This window comes from Modestobacter sp. I12A-02662 (assembly GCF_041028325.1).
GTDB lineage: Bacteria > Actinomycetota > Actinomycetes > Mycobacteriales > Geodermatophilaceae > Modestobacter.
Window position 1 is genome coordinate 10,791 of sequence record NZ_JABGDE010000009.1, and the last position, 15,391, is coordinate 26,181.

Consider the following 15,391-nt stretch of genomic DNA (forward strand, 5'->3'; position numbering starts at 1 on the left):
TCCCCTCAGGCGGGCGGGAAGCCGACGGCGACCTTGGCCACCTGTCCGGCGTCCTCGACCAGGGCCACCAGGCGCCCCTGCGGCGCGATCGCCGCGTGCAGGCCGGGGGCGCCGGTCGCGGGCACCCGCTGCCCGTGGCCCACGGCGACCGCCTCGGCCGCGGTGAGCTCGCGGACCGGGAAGACCAGGCGCGCCGCGTCGGCCAGGGCCAGCACGCCGGGGCCGCTCCCCTGCTCGGCCAGCGCCCCGGCCGCCTCCTCCACCGGTCGCGCCCGCTCCGTGGAGAACGGGCCGGAGCTGGTGCGGCGCAGGGCGGTCAGGTGGCCGCCGACCCCCAGCGCGGCGCCGGCGTCGCGGGCGATCGCCCGCACGTAGGTCCCGGTGCTGCAGGCGACCGTCACCTCGACGTCGAGCAGGTCCGCGGTCGGCCGGCTGAGGCGGTGGACGTCGATGCGGTGGACCGTCACCGACCGGGGAGCGAGCTCCACCTCCTCACCGGCCCGCACCCGGTCGTAGGAGCGGCGGCCGTCGACCTTGACCGCGCTCACCGAGGAGGGCACCTGCTGCAGCGCGCCGACCTGCGCGGCCAGCGCGGCGCGGACCGCCTCCTCGGTGACCCCGGCGGTGGAGGCGGTGGCGGTGACCTCGCCCTCCCGGTCGTCGGTCACCGTCCGTAGTCCCAGTCGGATCGTCGCGTCGTAGGTCTTGTCCGAGCCGGCGAGGTGGCCGAGCAGCCGGGTGGCCGACCCGACCCCCAGCACCAGCAGCCCGGTGGCCATCGGGTCGAGCGTGCCCGCGTGGCCCACGCGGCGGACCGAGAGCACCCGGCGGGCGCGCGCGACCACGTCGTGCGAGGTCATCCCACCGGGCTTGTCGACCAGCAGCAGGGACGGCGGGACGGCGGCATCTGCCCGCTTGGGGGTCACCCGGCCACCGTCCCACCCAGCCACCGGTCGCCCCGCACCCGCCAGCCGACGGCGGCCAGCCGCAGCACGATGAACAACGTCAGGCCGGTCCACACCCCCGCCAGACCCCAGTCCAGCCAGCCGGACAGCAGGGACAGCGGCACGAAGCCGAGCAGCGCCGAGCCGAGGGTCACCGTGCGCAGGTAGGCGACGTCACCGGCGCCCATGAGCACGCCGTCGAGCGCGAACACGACCCCGGCGAGCGGCTGCATCAGCGCGAGGAACCACCAGACGACGGCGGCCTGCGCGAGCACCGCGGGGTCGTCGGTGAACAGCGGCGGGAGCACCGGCCGCAGCGCGAGCAGTAGCGCGGCAACCACGATCCCGGTGCCGAGCCCCCACCAGCTCACCCGGACCGCCGTGGACCGGGCGGCGTCGGGGCGACCGGCGCCGAGCGCGTGGCCGACCAGCGTCTGCGCGGCGATCGCGTACGCGTCCAGGACCAGGGCGAGGAACATCCACAGCTGCAGCGCCACCTGGTGCGCGCCGAGCTGGGCGGTGCCCGAGCGGGCCACCACGGCGGCGGCCGCGGCGAAGGCGAACTGCAGCACGGCCGCCCGCAGCAGCAGGTCCCGGCCGAGCACCAGCTGCCCGCGCAGGGCGGGCAGCCGCGGCCGCCAGTCGAGGCCGGCGCCGCGCACGTCGCGCACGAGCGCGTGGACGAACAGCGTCGCCGACACCGCCTGGCCGGCGACGTTGGCCAGCGCCGAGCCGACCAGCCCGAGGCCGGCCGGGTGCACCAGCAGCGGGCAGAGCACCAGGCTCACCAGGCTGCCGGCCAGCACGAACCGCACCGGCCGGCGCAGCTCCTGGACCCCGCGCAGCCAGCCGTTGCCGGCCAGCGCGAGGAGCAGCAGCGGCAGCCCCAGGCTGCCGACCCGCAGCCACTGCTCGCCGGCGGCGGCCACCGGACCCGCGCCACCGGCGAGCAGCCGGGTCAGCGGACCGGCGAGCACCTGGAGCAGGGCGGTCAGCCCGACCCCGAGCCCGAGGGCCAGCCAGGTGGCCTGCACCCCCTCCGCCACGGCGCCGGCGCGGTCGCCGGCCCCGGCCCGGCGGGCGGCGCGGGCGGTGGTGCCGTAGGCCAGGAAGTTCAGCAGCGCGACCACGTAGGCCAGCAGCCCGCCACCGATCGCCAGCCCGCCGAGGGGCACCGTGCCCAGGTTGCCCACGACTGCGGTGTCGACGAGCAGGTACAGCGGCTCGGCGGCCAGCACGACGAGCGCCGGCGCGGCCAGCGCGAGGACCGCCGGCGACGGCCCGGTGTCCGACCCCGGTCCCCGCCGCGCGCTCAGGCGCACAGTTCGGCGCGCAGGCGCGAGAGGGTCCCGTCGAGGTCGAGGGTGGAGCTGTAGCCGGCCGCGGCCCGGTGGCCACCGCCGCCGAGCGAGACCGCCACCCGGGACAGGTCGGTCGCCCCACGGGAACGCATGGAGACCACCCACGAGCCGTCGTCCTGGCCCTTGAGCACGCAGGCCACGTCCGCCTCCGCCGTGGACCGCACCACGTCGACCAGCGCCTCGAGCTGGTCGGACGGCAGGCCGTGGGCCCGCGCCTCCCGCGCGCTGGACCAGGTCCACACGAGCCCCGCGCCGACCTCGGGCTCGAGCACGGCCCGGCCGGTCACCGCCGAGAGCAGCCCCAGCCAGCCGAAGGGCGCGGTGTCGAACAGCCGCTGGCTGATCGCGGCGTGGTCGATGCCGGTGCGCAGCAGCCGGGCGGCGAGCTCGTGGGTGCGGGGCACGGTGTTGCCGAACCGGAAGGAGCCGGTGTCGGCGGACAGCCCGGCGTACAGGCAGGTGGCCAGGGCCCGGTCCAGCTCGACGTCCAGTCCGTCGAGCAGCTGCGCCACGAGGACGACGGTGGCCGGCGCCTGGGGGTCGATCACCGAGACGTCCCCGAAGCCCGGGTTGCTGGCGTGGTGGTCCACGACGACCGAGCGCCCGGCGGTGGCCAGCAGGCCGGCGAGGTCGCCGAGCCGGCCGGTGGAGGCGGCATCGAGGCTGACGAAGACGGCCGGGTCGTCCGGCACCGCGGCCGGGTCGACCAGCCGGTCGGCGCCGGGGAGCCAGCCCAGCGACGCAGGAAGGGTGAACGGTGCCGGGAACGTGGCGACGACGTGGGCTCCCCGGCGCCGGAGACCCTCGGCCAGGGCGAGGGTGCTGCCGAGCGCGTCGGCATCCGGCTGGACGTGCCCGGAGAGCACCACGGTCGCCCCCGCGTCGGCCGCGGCGGCCAGGACGTCGACGGCGGTCGCGACGGAGGAAGCGGGAACTGTCATCGGGTCAGGGCTGCTGGGGCTCGGGGGTGATGTCGCCGCCGCCGACCGGATAGCTGCTGCCGTCGTCGGGCTCGTCAGCGGCGATGCTCTCCGTCGTCCCGATCTTGCCGTGCTTCCCGCCGGCGGTCGGGTCGCCGGTGGCCGGCTCCTCGCGACCGCCGAAGGTCGCGCGCTGCTCCTGGTCGGGGACGTCGGGGTTCGGGTCGGTCGACTCGGTCACGACGCGCTCCGGCGGGTGGCGGGGGCGTCAGCCGGGTCGGGCAGCACCGCCACGTCGCCGTCCTCGTCCTCGTCCTCGTCGTCCTCGTCGACGGCGGGACGGCGGTACGGGTCGGGCTCGCCGGCGTACTGGGCACCCTCGCGGGCCCGGGCGAGCTCCGCGTCGGCCCGGCGGACCCGTTCCAGGGCCTCGTCGAGCTCGCGCGCCGTGTCGGGGACGATGTCGGCGACGAACGTCAGCGTCGGCACGAACTTGATGCCGGTCTGCTTGCCCACCGTCGAGCGCAGCACGCCGGTGGCGCTGGCCAGTGCCTTGGCGGAGTCCTCGACCTGCTGGGCGTCGCCGTAGACGGTGTAGAAGACGGTCGCCTCGCGCAGGTCGCTGGTGACCCGCGCGTCGGTGATGGTGACCATCCCCAGGCGGGGGTCCTTGATCTGCATCTCGATCGTGGCGGAGACGATCTGGCGGATGCGCACCGCCAGTCGGCGCGCCCGGGCCGGGTCGGCCATCTCGGGACCTCCTCTGGAAGGACCCCCTCCCCTCGGCCCTCGCACGCTCGGGCCGAGCCTCTGGAGGGGGCCGGACTGGTGTTACAGGTCTTGCTCGCTGTGCAGCTGCCGGTGGGTCGACAGCAGCGTCACCTCCGGCCGCTCGGCCAGCAACCGCTCGCAGGCGTCGAGCACGTCGATCACCTGGGCCGCCTCACCGGCCACGGTGGCGACCCCGACCTGCACGCGACGGTGCAGGTCGAGGTCGCCGACCTCGGCAGCGGCCACGGCGAACCGTCGCCGGAGCTCGGCGACGATGGGCCGGACCACCGACCGCTTCTCCTTCAGCGAGTGGACGTCGCCCAGCAGCAGGTCGGCGGTCAGTGACCCGGTGAACACCGCGGAAGGACCCCCTTCTCCCCACTACTCGCAAGCTCGCAGTGGGACCCGGAAGGGGGCCACCAACCGGCTGCCGGGCGACGTCAGCTCACTTATGCGCGCGGCTTCTCACGCAGCTCGAAGGTCTCGATCACGTCATCGATCTTGATGTCGTTGAACGACCCCAGACCGATACCGCACTCGTAGCCCTCCCGGACCTCGGTCGCGTCGTCCTTGAACCGGCGCAGCGAGTCGACGGTCAGGTTGTCCGCGACCACGGCGCCGTCCCGGATGAGGCGGGCCTTGGAGTTGCGGACGATCGTGCCGCTGCGCACCAGCGAACCGGCGACGTTCCCGATCCGCGGCACCCGGAAGACCTCGCGGACCTCCGCGGTGCCCAGCTGCACCTCTTCGTACTCGGGCTTGAGCATGCCCTTGAGCGCGGACTCGATCTCCTCGATGGCCTGGTAGATGACCGTGTAGTACCGGACGTCCACCCCCTCGCGGGCGGCCAGCTCGGTGGCCTGACCCTCGGCCCGGACGTTGAAGCCCAGGACGATGACGTCGTCGGCCAGCGCCAGGTCGATGTCGCTCTTGGTGATCCCACCGACGCCGCGGTGGATGACCCGCAGCGAGATGTCGTCGCTCACCTCGATCTTCATCAGCGCCTCTTCGAGCGCCTCGACGGTGCCCGAGTTGTCGCCCTTGATGATCAGGTTGAGCTGACGGGTCTCCTTGAGCGCCGCGTCGAGGTCCTCCAGGCTGATCCGCTTGCGCATCGACGCGTTCTGCGCGTTGCGGATGCGGGCCTGGCGGCGGTCGGCGATCTGCCGTGCGATGCGGTCCTCCTCGACGACGAGGAAGGTGTCACCGGCACGCGGCACGGAGGTCAGGCCGACGACCTGGACCGGACGGGCCGGCAGCGCCTCCTTGAGCTTGTTGCCGTGCTCGTCGAGCAGCGACCGGACCCGCCCGTAGGCGTCGCCGGCCACGATCGAGTCGCCCTGGCGCAGCGTGCCGCGCTGGACGAGCACCGTGGCCACGGGGCCCCGACCCTTGTCCAGCTTGCCCTCGATGACCACGCCCTGCGGGTCCTGGCCGATGTTGGCGCGCAGGTCCAGCGAGGCGTCGGCGGTCAGCAGGATCGCCGTCAGCAGGTCGTCGAGACCCTGACGGGTGGTCGCGGAGACGTCGACGAACATCGTGTCGCCGCCGTACTCCTCGGCCACCAGCCCGTACTCGGTGAGCTGCTGGCGGATCTTGGCGGGGTTGGCCCCCTCCTTGTCGATCTTGTTGACCGCGACCACGATCGGCACCTCGGCGGCCTGGGCGTGGTTGAGCGCCTCGACCGTCTGCGGCATGACGCCGTCGTCGGCGGCCACGACGAGCACGACGATGTCGGTGACCTTCGCGCCGCGGGCACGCATCGCGGTGAACGACTCGTGACCCGGGGTGTCGATGAAGGTGACCGGGCGCTCGTTGCCCTCCAGCTCGGTGACGATCTGGTAGGCGCCGATGTGCTGGGTGATCCCACCGGCCTCCTTGCCCGCGACGTTGGCGTGCCGGAGCGCGTCCAGGAGCTTGGTCTTCCCGTGGTCGACGTGGCCCATGACGGTCACGACCGGCGGACGGATGTCCCAGTCCTCCTCGTCGCCCTCCTCGTCACCGAAGGTGAGGTCGAAGGTCTCGAGCAGCTCGCGGTCCTCGTCCTCGGGGCTGACGACCTGGATGACCCAGCCGATCTCGGCACCGAGCAGCTGCAGCGTCTCGTCGTTCACCGACTGCGTCGCGGTGACCATCTCGCCCAGGTGGAACAGGGCAGTCACCAGCGCGGCCGGCTGGGCGTTGATGCGCTCGGCCAGGTCGGTCAGCGAGGCACCACGGGGCAGCCGGACGGTCTGCCCGTTGCCGCGGGGCAGGCTGACGCCACCCATCGACGGCGCCGCCATGGAGTCGAACTCCTGACGCCGCTGCTTCTTGCTCTTGCGCCCGCGGACCGGACCGCGACCGCCCGGACGCCCGAAGGCACCCGCGGTGCCGGCACCGGAACCACCGCGACCACGGCCGCGGCCACCGCCGCCACCGCCGCCACGGAAGCCACCGCCGGCCGGAGCGCCACCGGGGGCGCCGCCGCCACCGGGACGGAAGCCACCGCCGCCGCCACCGCCGCCGCCGGCACCCGGACCACCGGGACGGCCACGGCCACCGGCACCGCCGGGACCACCCGGACGGCCGCCACCGGCCGGCCGCGGCGGCATCATGCCGGGGCTGGGACGCTGCGGCATCATGCCCGGGTTGGGACGGGGCCCACCGGGACCGGCCGCGGGACGAGGCCCGCCGGGACCGGCCGCGGGACGAGGCCCACCGGCACCCGGGCCGGGGCGCGGGCCACCGGCACCCGGGCCGGGACGCTGACCGCCCGCGGCCGGGCCGGGACGCTGACCACCGGCGGCCGGCCCCGGACGGGGACCGGAGGCCGGCGCACCGCCGGGACGCTGCCCGGGGGCCGCCGGACGGGGCGCGCTGCTGAAGGGGTTGTTGCCCGGCCGAGGAGCCGGACGGGGGCCCGGACGGGCACCGCCGGAGGCGGCCGGACGCTGGGCGCCCGGGGTGGGGGTGCTCCCGGCCGGGCGGGGGCCGGGGCGCGGGCCGGCCGGGGCCGACGGGCCGGCGGCAGCCGCAGGAGCGGCCGGAGCCGACGGGGCGGCCGGAGCCGACGGCGCGCTCGCGGCGGGCTGCTGGGCAGCCGGACGCGGGCCCGGACGCGGGCCGGGGGCCGGACCACCCGGACGCGGGGCCGGACGGTCCGCCGGAGCCTGAGCCGCCGGGGCCTGAGCCGCCGGAGCCTGAGCCGCCGGGGCCTGAGCCGCCGGGGCCTGAGCCGCCGGGGCCTGGGCCGCGGGAGCCTGAGCCGCCGGGGCCTGAGCCGCCGGAGCCTGAGCCGCCGGAGCCTGAGCCGCCGGGGCCTGGGGCGCCGGAGCCTGGGGCGCCGGAGCCTGGGTGGTGGGCGCCGCCGGGGCGGGGGCGACCGGACGCGGTCCCGGAGCGGGCCGGGGGCCCGGGCGGGACGGCGCGCCGTCGAAGGCCTCACGCAGCCGCCGGGCCACGGGGGCCTCGACGGTGGACGAGGCGGACTTCACGAACTCGCCCTGCTCCTTGAGCTTCGCGAGCACGGTCTTGCTGTCGACGCCGAGCTCTTTCGCGAGCTCGTGTACGCGGGCCTTGCCTGGCACGGGTCTCCTCTTTGTGAGGCCGGCGGCTGGCCCGCTCGACCTCGTCGTCAGTGGTGCATGGTCATCGTGGCGACTTCACGGGTTGCTCATCCGAGGTCGTCCTGGTTCTCGAGGTGGACCGGCCGGTTGCCGGTCCGACGGGGTCCCGCTCACACCTGCTCACCGGCGGACCGGTGGACGTGGTGCTCGAGGGGGCCGGTCTCCAGCGGTGCGCCACGACGCAGCGCACGCGGGAAGGCCCGGCGCCGGACTGCTGCCTGCAGGCACTCCGCGGTGGGGTGCAGGGACGCACCCCGGCCGGGGAGCCGCCGCCGCGGGTCGGGGGTGAGTCCCCCGTCGCGGACGACGACACGCAACAGCTCGGTGACCGGAGCGCGTCGCCGGCACCCCACACAGGTGCGGACCGGGATCGACGTGTCGGCCATCGCTGAGTCTAGCGCGCCGCCGGTCCGGGATGTTCCGCGCGTCGGGGCGGAGGCCGGTGCCCGCCCTGCGGGCCCCGCCCGACGGGGCGGCCGGCCGGCTGCGCCGGGCGGAGCGGCGCCCGGCCGACACCCGGCGAGACCGGGCCCTCGTCGACCTGGGCGTCGCTGCGGATGTCGATCCGGCAGCCGGTCAGCCGGGCGGCCAGGCGGGCGTTCTGCCCCTCCTTGCCGATCGCGAGCGACAGCTGGAAGTCGGGGACGACGACCTGCACCGCGCGGGCCTTGGGGTCGACCACCCGGGCGCTGGTGACCCGCGCCGGGGACAGCGCCGAGGCGACGAAGGTGGCGTCGTCGTCCGACCAGTCGACGATGTCGATCTTCTCGCCGTGCAGCTCGCTCATCACGTTGCGCACCCGCTGCCCCATCGGGCCGATGCAGGAGCCCTTGGCGTTCAACCCCGGCACCTTGGTGCGGACGGCGATCTTCGACCGGTGCCCGGCCTCCCGCGCCACCGACACGATCTCCACGCTGCCGTCGGCGACCTCGGGGACCTCCAGCGCGAACAGCTTGCGCACCAGGTTGGGGTGGGTGCGCGACAGCACCACCTGCGGCCCGCGGAAGGTGCGGGCCACCGAGACCACGTAGGCCTTCAGCCGGGAACCGTGCCGGTAGTCCTCCCCGGGCACCTGCTCCCCCGCCGGGAGGGTGGCCTCCACCTTGCCGATGTCGACCAGCACCGCGCCCTGGGCGTTGCGGCGGGCGTCGGCCTGCACGATGCCGCTGACGATGTCGCCCTCCTTGCCCGCGTACTCGCCGAACGTCTGCTCGTGCTCGGCGTCGCGCAGCCGTTGGACGATCACCTGCTTGGCGGTGCTCGCCGCGATCCGGCCGAAGTCGGTGGGGGTGTCGTCCCACTCGTGCACGACCTCGCCGTCGGGGCCGAGCTCCTGGGCGAGCACGGCCACCTCGCCGGTCTTGCGGTCGACCTGCACCCGCACGTGCTTGGCGGCGCCCTCGGCGTGCCGGTAGGCGGTGACCAGCGCGGTCTCGATCGCCTGCAGCACCGTGTCCGCGGGGATGCCCTTCTCGCGCTCGACCGCCTTGAGGGCGGTCACGTCGATGTTCACTTCTTGCCTCCTCGTCGCGGCCGCTCCCCGCGCGGCGCGCGCCCGGGAGCCGGTCGTCCGGTCCTCCCACGCGCGCCGGCGGCCGGGGAGCCGACCGGGTCGTGCCCGTCCTCGTGGTCGCCGGGGTGGGTGTCCCCGGCCGTTCCGCCGTCGTCCGGTCCGTCGTCGTGCAGGTCGTCGTCGGTGTCGTCGTCCGGGTCGTCGTCCGTGTCGTCCGGGCTGCCCTCGGGCACGTGGACCAGCCCGGCGTCGCGGTGCCCCGCGGGCCGGGAGAACTCGACCTGCACCCGGGCCTCGCCGAGCTCGGCCCACCCCACGGTGCGCTCCCCCACGGACCTGCGCACCTGGCCCTTCTTCGTGCCGCCCTTCTCCACCGCGAGGACGACGGCCTCATCGGTCACCCGCACCACCCGTGCGGTCATCTGCTCACGTGCCCCCTGGGGGCCCACCGCGACGCTGACCAGCCGCCCGGTGTTGCGCCGCCAGTGCCGCGGCAGGGTCAGCGGCCGGTCGACCCCGGGGCTGGTGACCTCCAGGACGAACGTCGAGCGGCCCATGGCGTCGTCCTCGGCATCCAGGACGTCGGAGAGCGCCCGGCTGACCTCGGCGACCTCGTCGAGACTGACCCCCTCGTCGCGGTCGATGACCACCCGGACCACCGAGCGCTGGCCGGCCGGTCGCACGACCAGCTCCTCCAGGTCGTACCCCGCCGTGGTCACCACCGGCCCGACCAGCCCGGCGAGCCGGGTCGTGACCGCGTCCGGGGCGTGCGCACCTCGCGTGGACACCGGCTGCCTCCTGCTCGTCGGCGCTGCTGGTGGGGCTCCTGTCCGGAGGAGCTCCAGCGCGGGACCGGCTGGGCGCGCCGGTCCGCCGGCGCGCAGCGCGTGAACCGTCAGGCTACCGCCCGCCGCCGCGCCTCTCTCGCCCCAGCCGACCCGGCGGCCTCCCGGTGCGTCGGGCTGCGGACCCGGTCGCGGCTGCGAGGATGGACGGCGATGTCCGCACCGTGCTCCCCCACCCCCGCGGGCGCCTTCTCCCGCCGCGCCCTGCTCCTCGCCGCCGCGGCCGGGTCCGCCGCCCTGGCGGCCGGGTGCACGAACGGCGCGGCGGAGGACCCGGCCGACGCGGTCACCCCGGCGCAGGCCGACCGGCTGGCCGCCCAGGTCGAGGTGCAGGAGCGGCTGGTCGCCGACTACGCGCAGGCGCTCGCCGCCTCGCCGCAGCTGGCCGCGTCGGCGGCCGTGCTCGCGGCGCAGTCCCGCGAGCAGCTGGACCGGCTGCGGGCGGCCGCCGCTCAGCCGGCCCCGTCGAGCGGCGCGACGGCCGGCACCTCGGCGGCCGAGGCGGTGCCCGCCGAGGGCGCCGTCGCCTGGCTGCAGGCCAGGGTCGCCGCCGCCGCGGACGCGCACGCGCGGGCCTGCCCGGACTTCACCGGCGGCCGGGCCGCACTGCTGGGCAGCATCGCCGCGGGCCTGCGCGCGCAGGCCGGGCAGCTCTCGTGACCACGAGGAGATCCGATGCCTGACGACGGCACCAGCGGCACGACCGCGGCGACCGGCCCGGACGCCGCCGCCCCCGAGGACGCCGCGCTGCAGGAGGCGCTGGCCGCCGCCTACGCCGCGATCTGGGGGTACGGCGTCGTGGGCGCGGCGGTGCCGCCGGAGACCCGGCCGGCCGTGGCCACGGCCGAGCAGGCGCACCGGGACGTCCGGGACGAGCTGCTGACGCTGCTGTCCAGCCGCGACGTGCAGCCGGTGTCCGCGGAGGCCGCCTACGACCTGCGGTTCCCGGTGCTGTCCGCGGTGGACGCCGCGGCCCTGGCCGTCACCCTCGAGGAGGGCGCCGCCACCGCGTGGACCTGGGTGCTGGACCAGGCCGCCGAGCGCGGCACCCGGGAGCTGGCGGTCGCCGCGCTCACCGCGACCGAGCTGCGCGCCGTCGTCTGGCGCGCCCAGGCCGGCCGCACCCCGGTGACCACGGCCCTCCCCGGCCTGCCGACGAGCTGAGGCCGGAGGCCGCGAGGCCCTCGCGGCTCCCTCCAGCGGCCCGCCCCGAGCTTCTGACGGCCCCGTCCCGAGGCTCGTCCCGAGCCTGCGAAGGATGAGGAGGACGGGGTCCTCCGAGGGGAGGAGGGGGTCCTTCGACTAACCCAGGTTGCCGAGGAAGGCGTCGGCGACGTCCACCGCCACCTTGCTGGACTGCCCGGCCTCCACCAGCACGCAGAACGCGACGTCCCCCTGCGGACCGCCGAGCCGGTAGCCCGTGAACCAGCCGTGCGAGTCCGGCGGGGTGTTGGTCCCGAACTCGGCGGTGCCGGTCTTGCCGAACACCTCGCCCCGGTCAGCCAGGCCGGTGGCGGTGCCGCTGAGCACCACCTGGCGCATCATCGGCCGGAGCTGGTCGAGCACCTCCGGACCCGGACCGGTCGGCGCGGCACCGGCCGGGGGCGCGCCGACCACCTCCACCGGCGCGGCAGGGGTGCCGCTGGCGATCCCGGCGGCCACCAGGGCCATCTGCGCCGGGCTCATGAGGACCTCGCCCTGGCCGATCGCGTCGGCGGCCTTCGTCGTCCCGGTGCTCGTCGCCGGCACGTCGCCGCTGAAGACGTCCACGGGCAGCTGCCAGTCGGCACCCACCCCGTACGAGGCGGCCGCCTGGGTCAGGGCGTCGTCGGGCAGCGTCAGCGCCTGCTGGATGAAGGTGGTGTTGCACGACTGGGCGAAGGTCTCGGTGAACGGCACGGTGCCCAGGTCGAACTGGTCCTCGTTCTCGAACTCCCGGCCGTCCACGACCGTGGTGCCCGGGCACGGCACCGGCGTCTGCGGAGTGAGGGTGCCGGCTGCGAGGAGGGCGGTGGCGGTCACGGTCTTCATGCTCGAACCCGGCGGGTACTGGCCGGAGAGCGCGTTGGCCGGGTTCGCCGCCTCGTTGGAGCTGACCGCCAGCAGCTCCCCGGTGCCCGGCCGGACGACCACCAGGTGCGTGGCCAGCGGCTGCCCGCCCACCGCGGCGTCGGCCGCGTTCTGCAGCGCGGGGACCAAGGGTGTCTGCACCGGCGTGCCCGCCACCGGGTCGACGCTCCCGACGACCCGGCCGGTGTCGCCGGTGGCCGCGTCGGTGCTCACCACCGAGACGCTGAAGCCCGGGGTCCCGGTCAGCTGCTCCTGGGCGGCACGCTGCAGGCCGGACAGCCCGAGGGTGTCGCCGGCTGCGTAGGCCGGTTCGCCGTCCTCCCCGGCGGTCTCCTCGATGACCTCCTGCGTGGCGTCGCCGACCCGGCCGAGCAGGGCGAGGCCGAACCGGGAGCTCGGGGCGAGCAGCCGGGTGCTGGTCGGGAACACCGCGCCGGGCAGGTCGAACACCTGGGCGCGGATCGCCTCGAAGTCCGGCCGGCGCAGGGTGATCACCGGGACGAACTGGCCCTCCGGCGCGGCCTGCACGTCGGCGGTGATCTGCTCGGCCGCGACGCCCGTCGCGGCCGACAGCCCCGCGGCCAGGGCCGGCAGGTCGGTGACCTGGGCCGGGTCGACGCCCACGTTGACGACCTCGGTCTCGGCGAACAGCGACGCCCCCGTCGCGTCGGTGATCGGCGCGCGCTCGGCCAGGGCCCGGGTCAGCGCCAGGTGCTGCCCGTCCCCCAGCTCCGGGTGCACGACCGTGGGCGCGGAGACGACCTGCCAGCCCTCGTCGCCCTCGGTGAGCGAGAGGGAGGCGTCGTAGCTCCAGTCCGGCGCGGCCGCGAGGTCCCAGGTCGCCGACCAGCCGACGGTGGCGCCGTCCTCGGTGACCGCCACGTCGCCGAGGTCGGCGGTCAGCGCCGCACCGGGCAGGTCCTCGGCGGTCTGCCGGAGGAGGGCGGTGGTGGCCGCCGGGTCGGTGGTGCGGCCGGCCGCGGCGTCGGCGTCCCCGCCGGACCAGTCCTCGAGGAAGGCCTGCGCGGCCTGGCGCACCTCGTCGCTGGGGTCGGCGGAGCACCCGGCGGCCAGCGGGGCGAGCAGCAGCACCGCCCCTCCGGCCGCGACCGTCGCCCGTCGGCCGACGGACCCCCTCGAACCCGACCCGGAGCCCCGCTGGTTGCGCACGTCCCCACCCTGGCAGACCGGCGCCCGGACAGCGCGCACCCGGCCCGAGCGGAGCAAGGGTCGGGGGCAGGTGAGCGGATGGAACGGCCCCCTCGCAGGGGCCCGGCCCGAGCGGAGCGAGGGTCGGGGGGCGAGGGGGTCCTTTCAGAACAGGACCGACGCGTACGTCCCCACCGGCCGGAAGCCGACCCGGGCGTAGGCGGCCCGCGCCGGGCTGTTGTAGTCGTTGACGTAGAGGCTGACGACCGGGGCGATCGCCGTCCGCGCGTACTCGACGACCGCCGCCGTCCCGCGCTGCCCGATGCCCTGCCCGCGCAGGTGCGGGGCCACCCAGACGCCCTGCACCTGGCAGGCGGCGCGGGACACCGCGCCGACGTCGGCCTTGAACAGCACCTGCCCGTCCTGGATCCAGGCCAGCGCCTGCCCGGCGCGCACCAGCTCGGCGACCCGGGCCCGGTAGCCGGCGCCGCCGTCGACGCGCAGCGGGCTGACACCGACCTCCTCGGTGAACATGGCGATGGCCGCCGGCAGCAGCGTCTCCAGCTCGTCGGGCCGCACAGGTCGCACCTGCGGCTCGGCGGGCACGGTCGGCGGGCCCTCGATGGCCAGCAGCGGCTGCCGGGGGCGCACCTCGCGCGCCGGCCCCCACGAGGGGGCCAGCAGATCCCACAGCGGGAGCACGGACTCGGCCGGGCCGACGATCGTGGAGCACCGCCGGCCGGCCCGGCGGGCCCGCTCGGCGAAGGCGCCGGCGGCCTCCCGCTCCACGCCGGGACGGGCGAACGGGATCAGGTTCGCCCCGGCCAGGCAGACGGCGTCGAGCCGCCGTCCGACGCCGGTGCCCCACAGCGGGGCGCCGAGGGCGGAGGTCGCGGTCCCGTACGTCTCGACGCGCCCGGCCAGCATGCACGCGGCCACCGGATGGGTGGCCAGCAGCGAGCGGACGGCGGGCTCGTCGTCCTCGTCGAGGACCCGGGCCGACAGCGAGCGGAGCACGGGGACCCTGCGCTCAGCCGGGGGTCAGGAGACGGTGACGACCGGCGGGCCGGACGCCACGCCGTCGTCGGCGTGCTCGGCGGCGATCCGCATGGCCTCCTCGATCAGCGTCTCGACGATCTGCGACTCGGGCACGGTCTTGACGACCTCGCCCTTGACGAAGATCTGCCCCTTGCCGTTGCCCGAGGCGACGCCGAGGTCGGCCTCCCGCGCCTCGCCGGGGCCGTTGACGACGCAGCCCATGACGGCCACCCGCAGCGGGATCTCCATCCCCTCGAGGCCGGCGGTGACCTCGTCGGCGAGCTTGTAGACGTCGACCTGCGCGCGCCCGCAGGACGGGCAGCTGACGATCTCCAGCCCGCGCTGGCGCAGGTTCAGCGACTCCAGGATCTGGTTGCCGACCTTGACCTCCTCCGCGGGCGGCGCGGAGAGGGAGACGCGGATCGTGTCGCCGATGCCCTGGGACAGCAGCGCACCGAAGGCAACCGCCGACTTGATCGTGCCCTGGAAGGCCGGGCCGGCCTCGGTGACGCCCAGGTGCAGCGGGTAGTCGCACTGCGCGGCGAGCAGCTCGTAGGCCCGCACCATGACCACCGGGTCGTTGTGCTTGACCGAGATCTTGATGTCCCGGAAGTCGTGCTCCTCGAACAGCGAGCACTCCCACAGCGCGGACTCGACCAGCGCCTCGGGCGTGGCCTTGCCGTACTTGGCCAGCAGCCGGCGGTCGAGCGAGCCGGCGTTGACGCCGATCCGGATCGGGGTGCCGGCGTCCTTGGCCGCCCGGGCGATCTCCCCGACCTTGTCGTCGAACTTCTTGATGTTGCCGGGGTTCACCCGCACCGCGGCGCAGCCGGCATCGATCGCGGCGAAGACGTAGCGCGGCTGGAAGTGGATGTCGGCGATGACCGGGATCTGCGACTTCCTCGCGATGATCGGCAGCGCCTCGGCGTCGTCGGTGTCCGGGACGGCCACCCGCACGATCTGGCAGCCGGACGCGGTGAGCTCGGCGATCTGCTGCAGGGTCGCGTTGATGTCGGCGGTCTTGGTGGTGCACATCGACTGCACGCTGACCGGGTGGTCGCTGCCGACGCCCACCCCGCCCACGTCCAGCTGGCGGGTCTTGCGCCGGGGCGCGAGGACGGGCGGGGGCGAGGCAGGCATGCCGAGGCTCACGGTCACGGGATCTCAGTCTT

The 15,391-nt window shown here is 75.8% G+C and carries 15 protein-coding genes and 1 pseudogene; 2 read left to right on the top strand and 14 right to left on the bottom strand.

Features of this window, described 5'->3' with window-relative positions; all coding sequences use genetic code 11:
• Positions 1–5 precede the first annotated feature (5 nt).
• The 11 genes and pseudogenes from truB to rimP form a co-directional block, all read right to left on the bottom strand.
• The gene (gene truB / locus HL189_RS14300) at positions 6–926 is read right to left on the bottom strand and encodes a tRNA pseudouridine(55) synthase TruB (RefSeq protein WP_369134379.1); all 921 of its coding nucleotides are present in this window, start codon (positions 924–926) and stop codon (positions 6–8) included.
• A complete protein-coding gene (locus tag HL189_RS14305) occupies positions 923–2,266 on the bottom strand; it encodes an MATE family efflux transporter (protein ID WP_369134380.1) in 1,344 nt (447 codons plus the stop codon). The genes truB and HL189_RS14305 overlap by 4 nt, the downstream gene beginning before the upstream one ends.
• On the bottom strand, positions 2,257–3,246 hold the full coding sequence (locus HL189_RS14310) for a bifunctional oligoribonuclease/PAP phosphatase NrnA (RefSeq protein WP_369134381.1): 990 nt from the start codon (positions 3,244–3,246) through the stop codon (positions 2,257–2,259). The genes HL189_RS14305 and HL189_RS14310 overlap by 10 nt, the downstream gene beginning before the upstream one ends.
• A gap of 4 nt (positions 3,247–3,250) precedes the next feature.
• Positions 3,251–3,466, bottom strand: a complete 216-nt coding sequence (locus tag HL189_RS14315) for a hypothetical protein (RefSeq protein ID WP_369134382.1) — start codon at positions 3,464–3,466, stop codon at positions 3,251–3,253.
• Complete coding sequence (rbfA, locus tag HL189_RS14320) at positions 3,463–3,975, bottom strand: 30S ribosome-binding factor RbfA (RefSeq protein WP_369134383.1); 513 nt, start codon at positions 3,973–3,975, stop codon at positions 3,463–3,465. Before rbfA ends, HL189_RS14315 begins: the two co-directional genes overlap by 4 nt.
• Positions 3,976–4,056: 81 nt before the next feature.
• On the bottom strand, positions 4,057–4,353 hold the full coding sequence (locus tag HL189_RS14325; protein ID WP_369134384.1) for a DUF503 domain-containing protein: 297 nt from the start codon (positions 4,351–4,353) through the stop codon (positions 4,057–4,059).
• A 92-nt stretch (positions 4,354–4,445) separates the two neighbouring features.
• Positions 4,446–6,281 carry a translation initiation factor IF-2 gene (gene infB, locus HL189_RS14330; protein WP_369134600.1) on the bottom strand — a complete coding sequence of 612 codons (1,836 nt, stop codon included), beginning with the start codon at positions 6,279–6,281 and terminating at the stop codon, positions 4,446–4,448.
• 1,140 nt (positions 6,282–7,421) lie between these two features.
• A pseudogene (locus HL189_RS14335) lies at positions 7,422–7,565 on the bottom strand (translation initiation factor IF-2 N-terminal domain-containing protein); the annotation flags it as partial.
• 149 nt (positions 7,566–7,714) lie between these two features.
• Positions 7,715–7,990, bottom strand: a complete 276-nt coding sequence (locus HL189_RS14340) for a YlxR family protein (RefSeq protein ID WP_369134385.1) — start codon at positions 7,988–7,990, stop codon at positions 7,715–7,717.
• An 8-nt stretch (positions 7,991–7,998) separates the two neighbouring features.
• Complete coding sequence (gene nusA, locus HL189_RS14345) at positions 7,999–9,117, bottom strand: transcription termination factor NusA (RefSeq protein WP_369134386.1); 1,119 nt, start codon at positions 9,115–9,117, stop codon at positions 7,999–8,001.
• Positions 9,114–9,905, bottom strand: coding sequence for a ribosome maturation factor RimP (rimP, locus tag HL189_RS14350; RefSeq protein WP_369134387.1), 792 nt, complete (start codon positions 9,903–9,905; stop codon positions 9,114–9,116). The genes nusA and rimP overlap by 4 nt, the downstream gene beginning before the upstream one ends.
• 210 nt (positions 9,906–10,115) lie before the next feature.
• Here rimP and HL189_RS14355 point away from each other — a divergent pair, with 210 nt between their 5' ends.
• On the top strand, positions 10,116–10,622 hold the full coding sequence (locus HL189_RS14355) for a hypothetical protein (protein WP_369134388.1): 507 nt from the start codon (positions 10,116–10,118) through the stop codon (positions 10,620–10,622).
• Positions 10,623–10,637: 15 nt separating this feature from the next.
• Positions 10,638–11,126: a ferritin-like domain-containing protein gene (locus HL189_RS14360; protein ID WP_369134389.1), complete on the top strand. Its 489-nt coding sequence runs from the start codon at positions 10,638–10,640 to the stop codon at positions 11,124–11,126.
• Positions 11,127–11,264: 138 nt separating this feature from the next.
• On the opposite strand, the gene HL189_RS14365 is transcribed toward HL189_RS14360, so the two are convergent.
• From HL189_RS14365 to ispG, 3 genes are all read right to left on the bottom strand, one after another.
• Positions 11,265–13,124 carry a penicillin-binding transpeptidase domain-containing protein gene (locus HL189_RS14365; protein WP_369134390.1) on the bottom strand — a complete coding sequence of 620 codons (1,860 nt, stop codon included), beginning with the start codon at positions 13,122–13,124 and terminating at the stop codon, positions 11,265–11,267.
• A 222-nt stretch (positions 13,125–13,346) separates the two neighbouring features.
• Positions 13,347–14,198, bottom strand: coding sequence for a GNAT family N-acetyltransferase (locus HL189_RS14370; RefSeq protein ID WP_369134391.1), 852 nt, complete (start codon positions 14,196–14,198; stop codon positions 13,347–13,349).
• Positions 14,199–14,222: 24 nt separating this feature from the next.
• Positions 14,223–15,359 (bottom strand): flavodoxin-dependent (E)-4-hydroxy-3-methylbut-2-enyl-diphosphate synthase, encoded by a 1,137-nt coding sequence (gene ispG / locus HL189_RS14375; RefSeq protein ID WP_369134392.1) that lies wholly within the window; start codon positions 15,357–15,359, stop codon positions 14,223–14,225.
• Positions 15,360–15,391 lie beyond the last annotated feature (32 nt).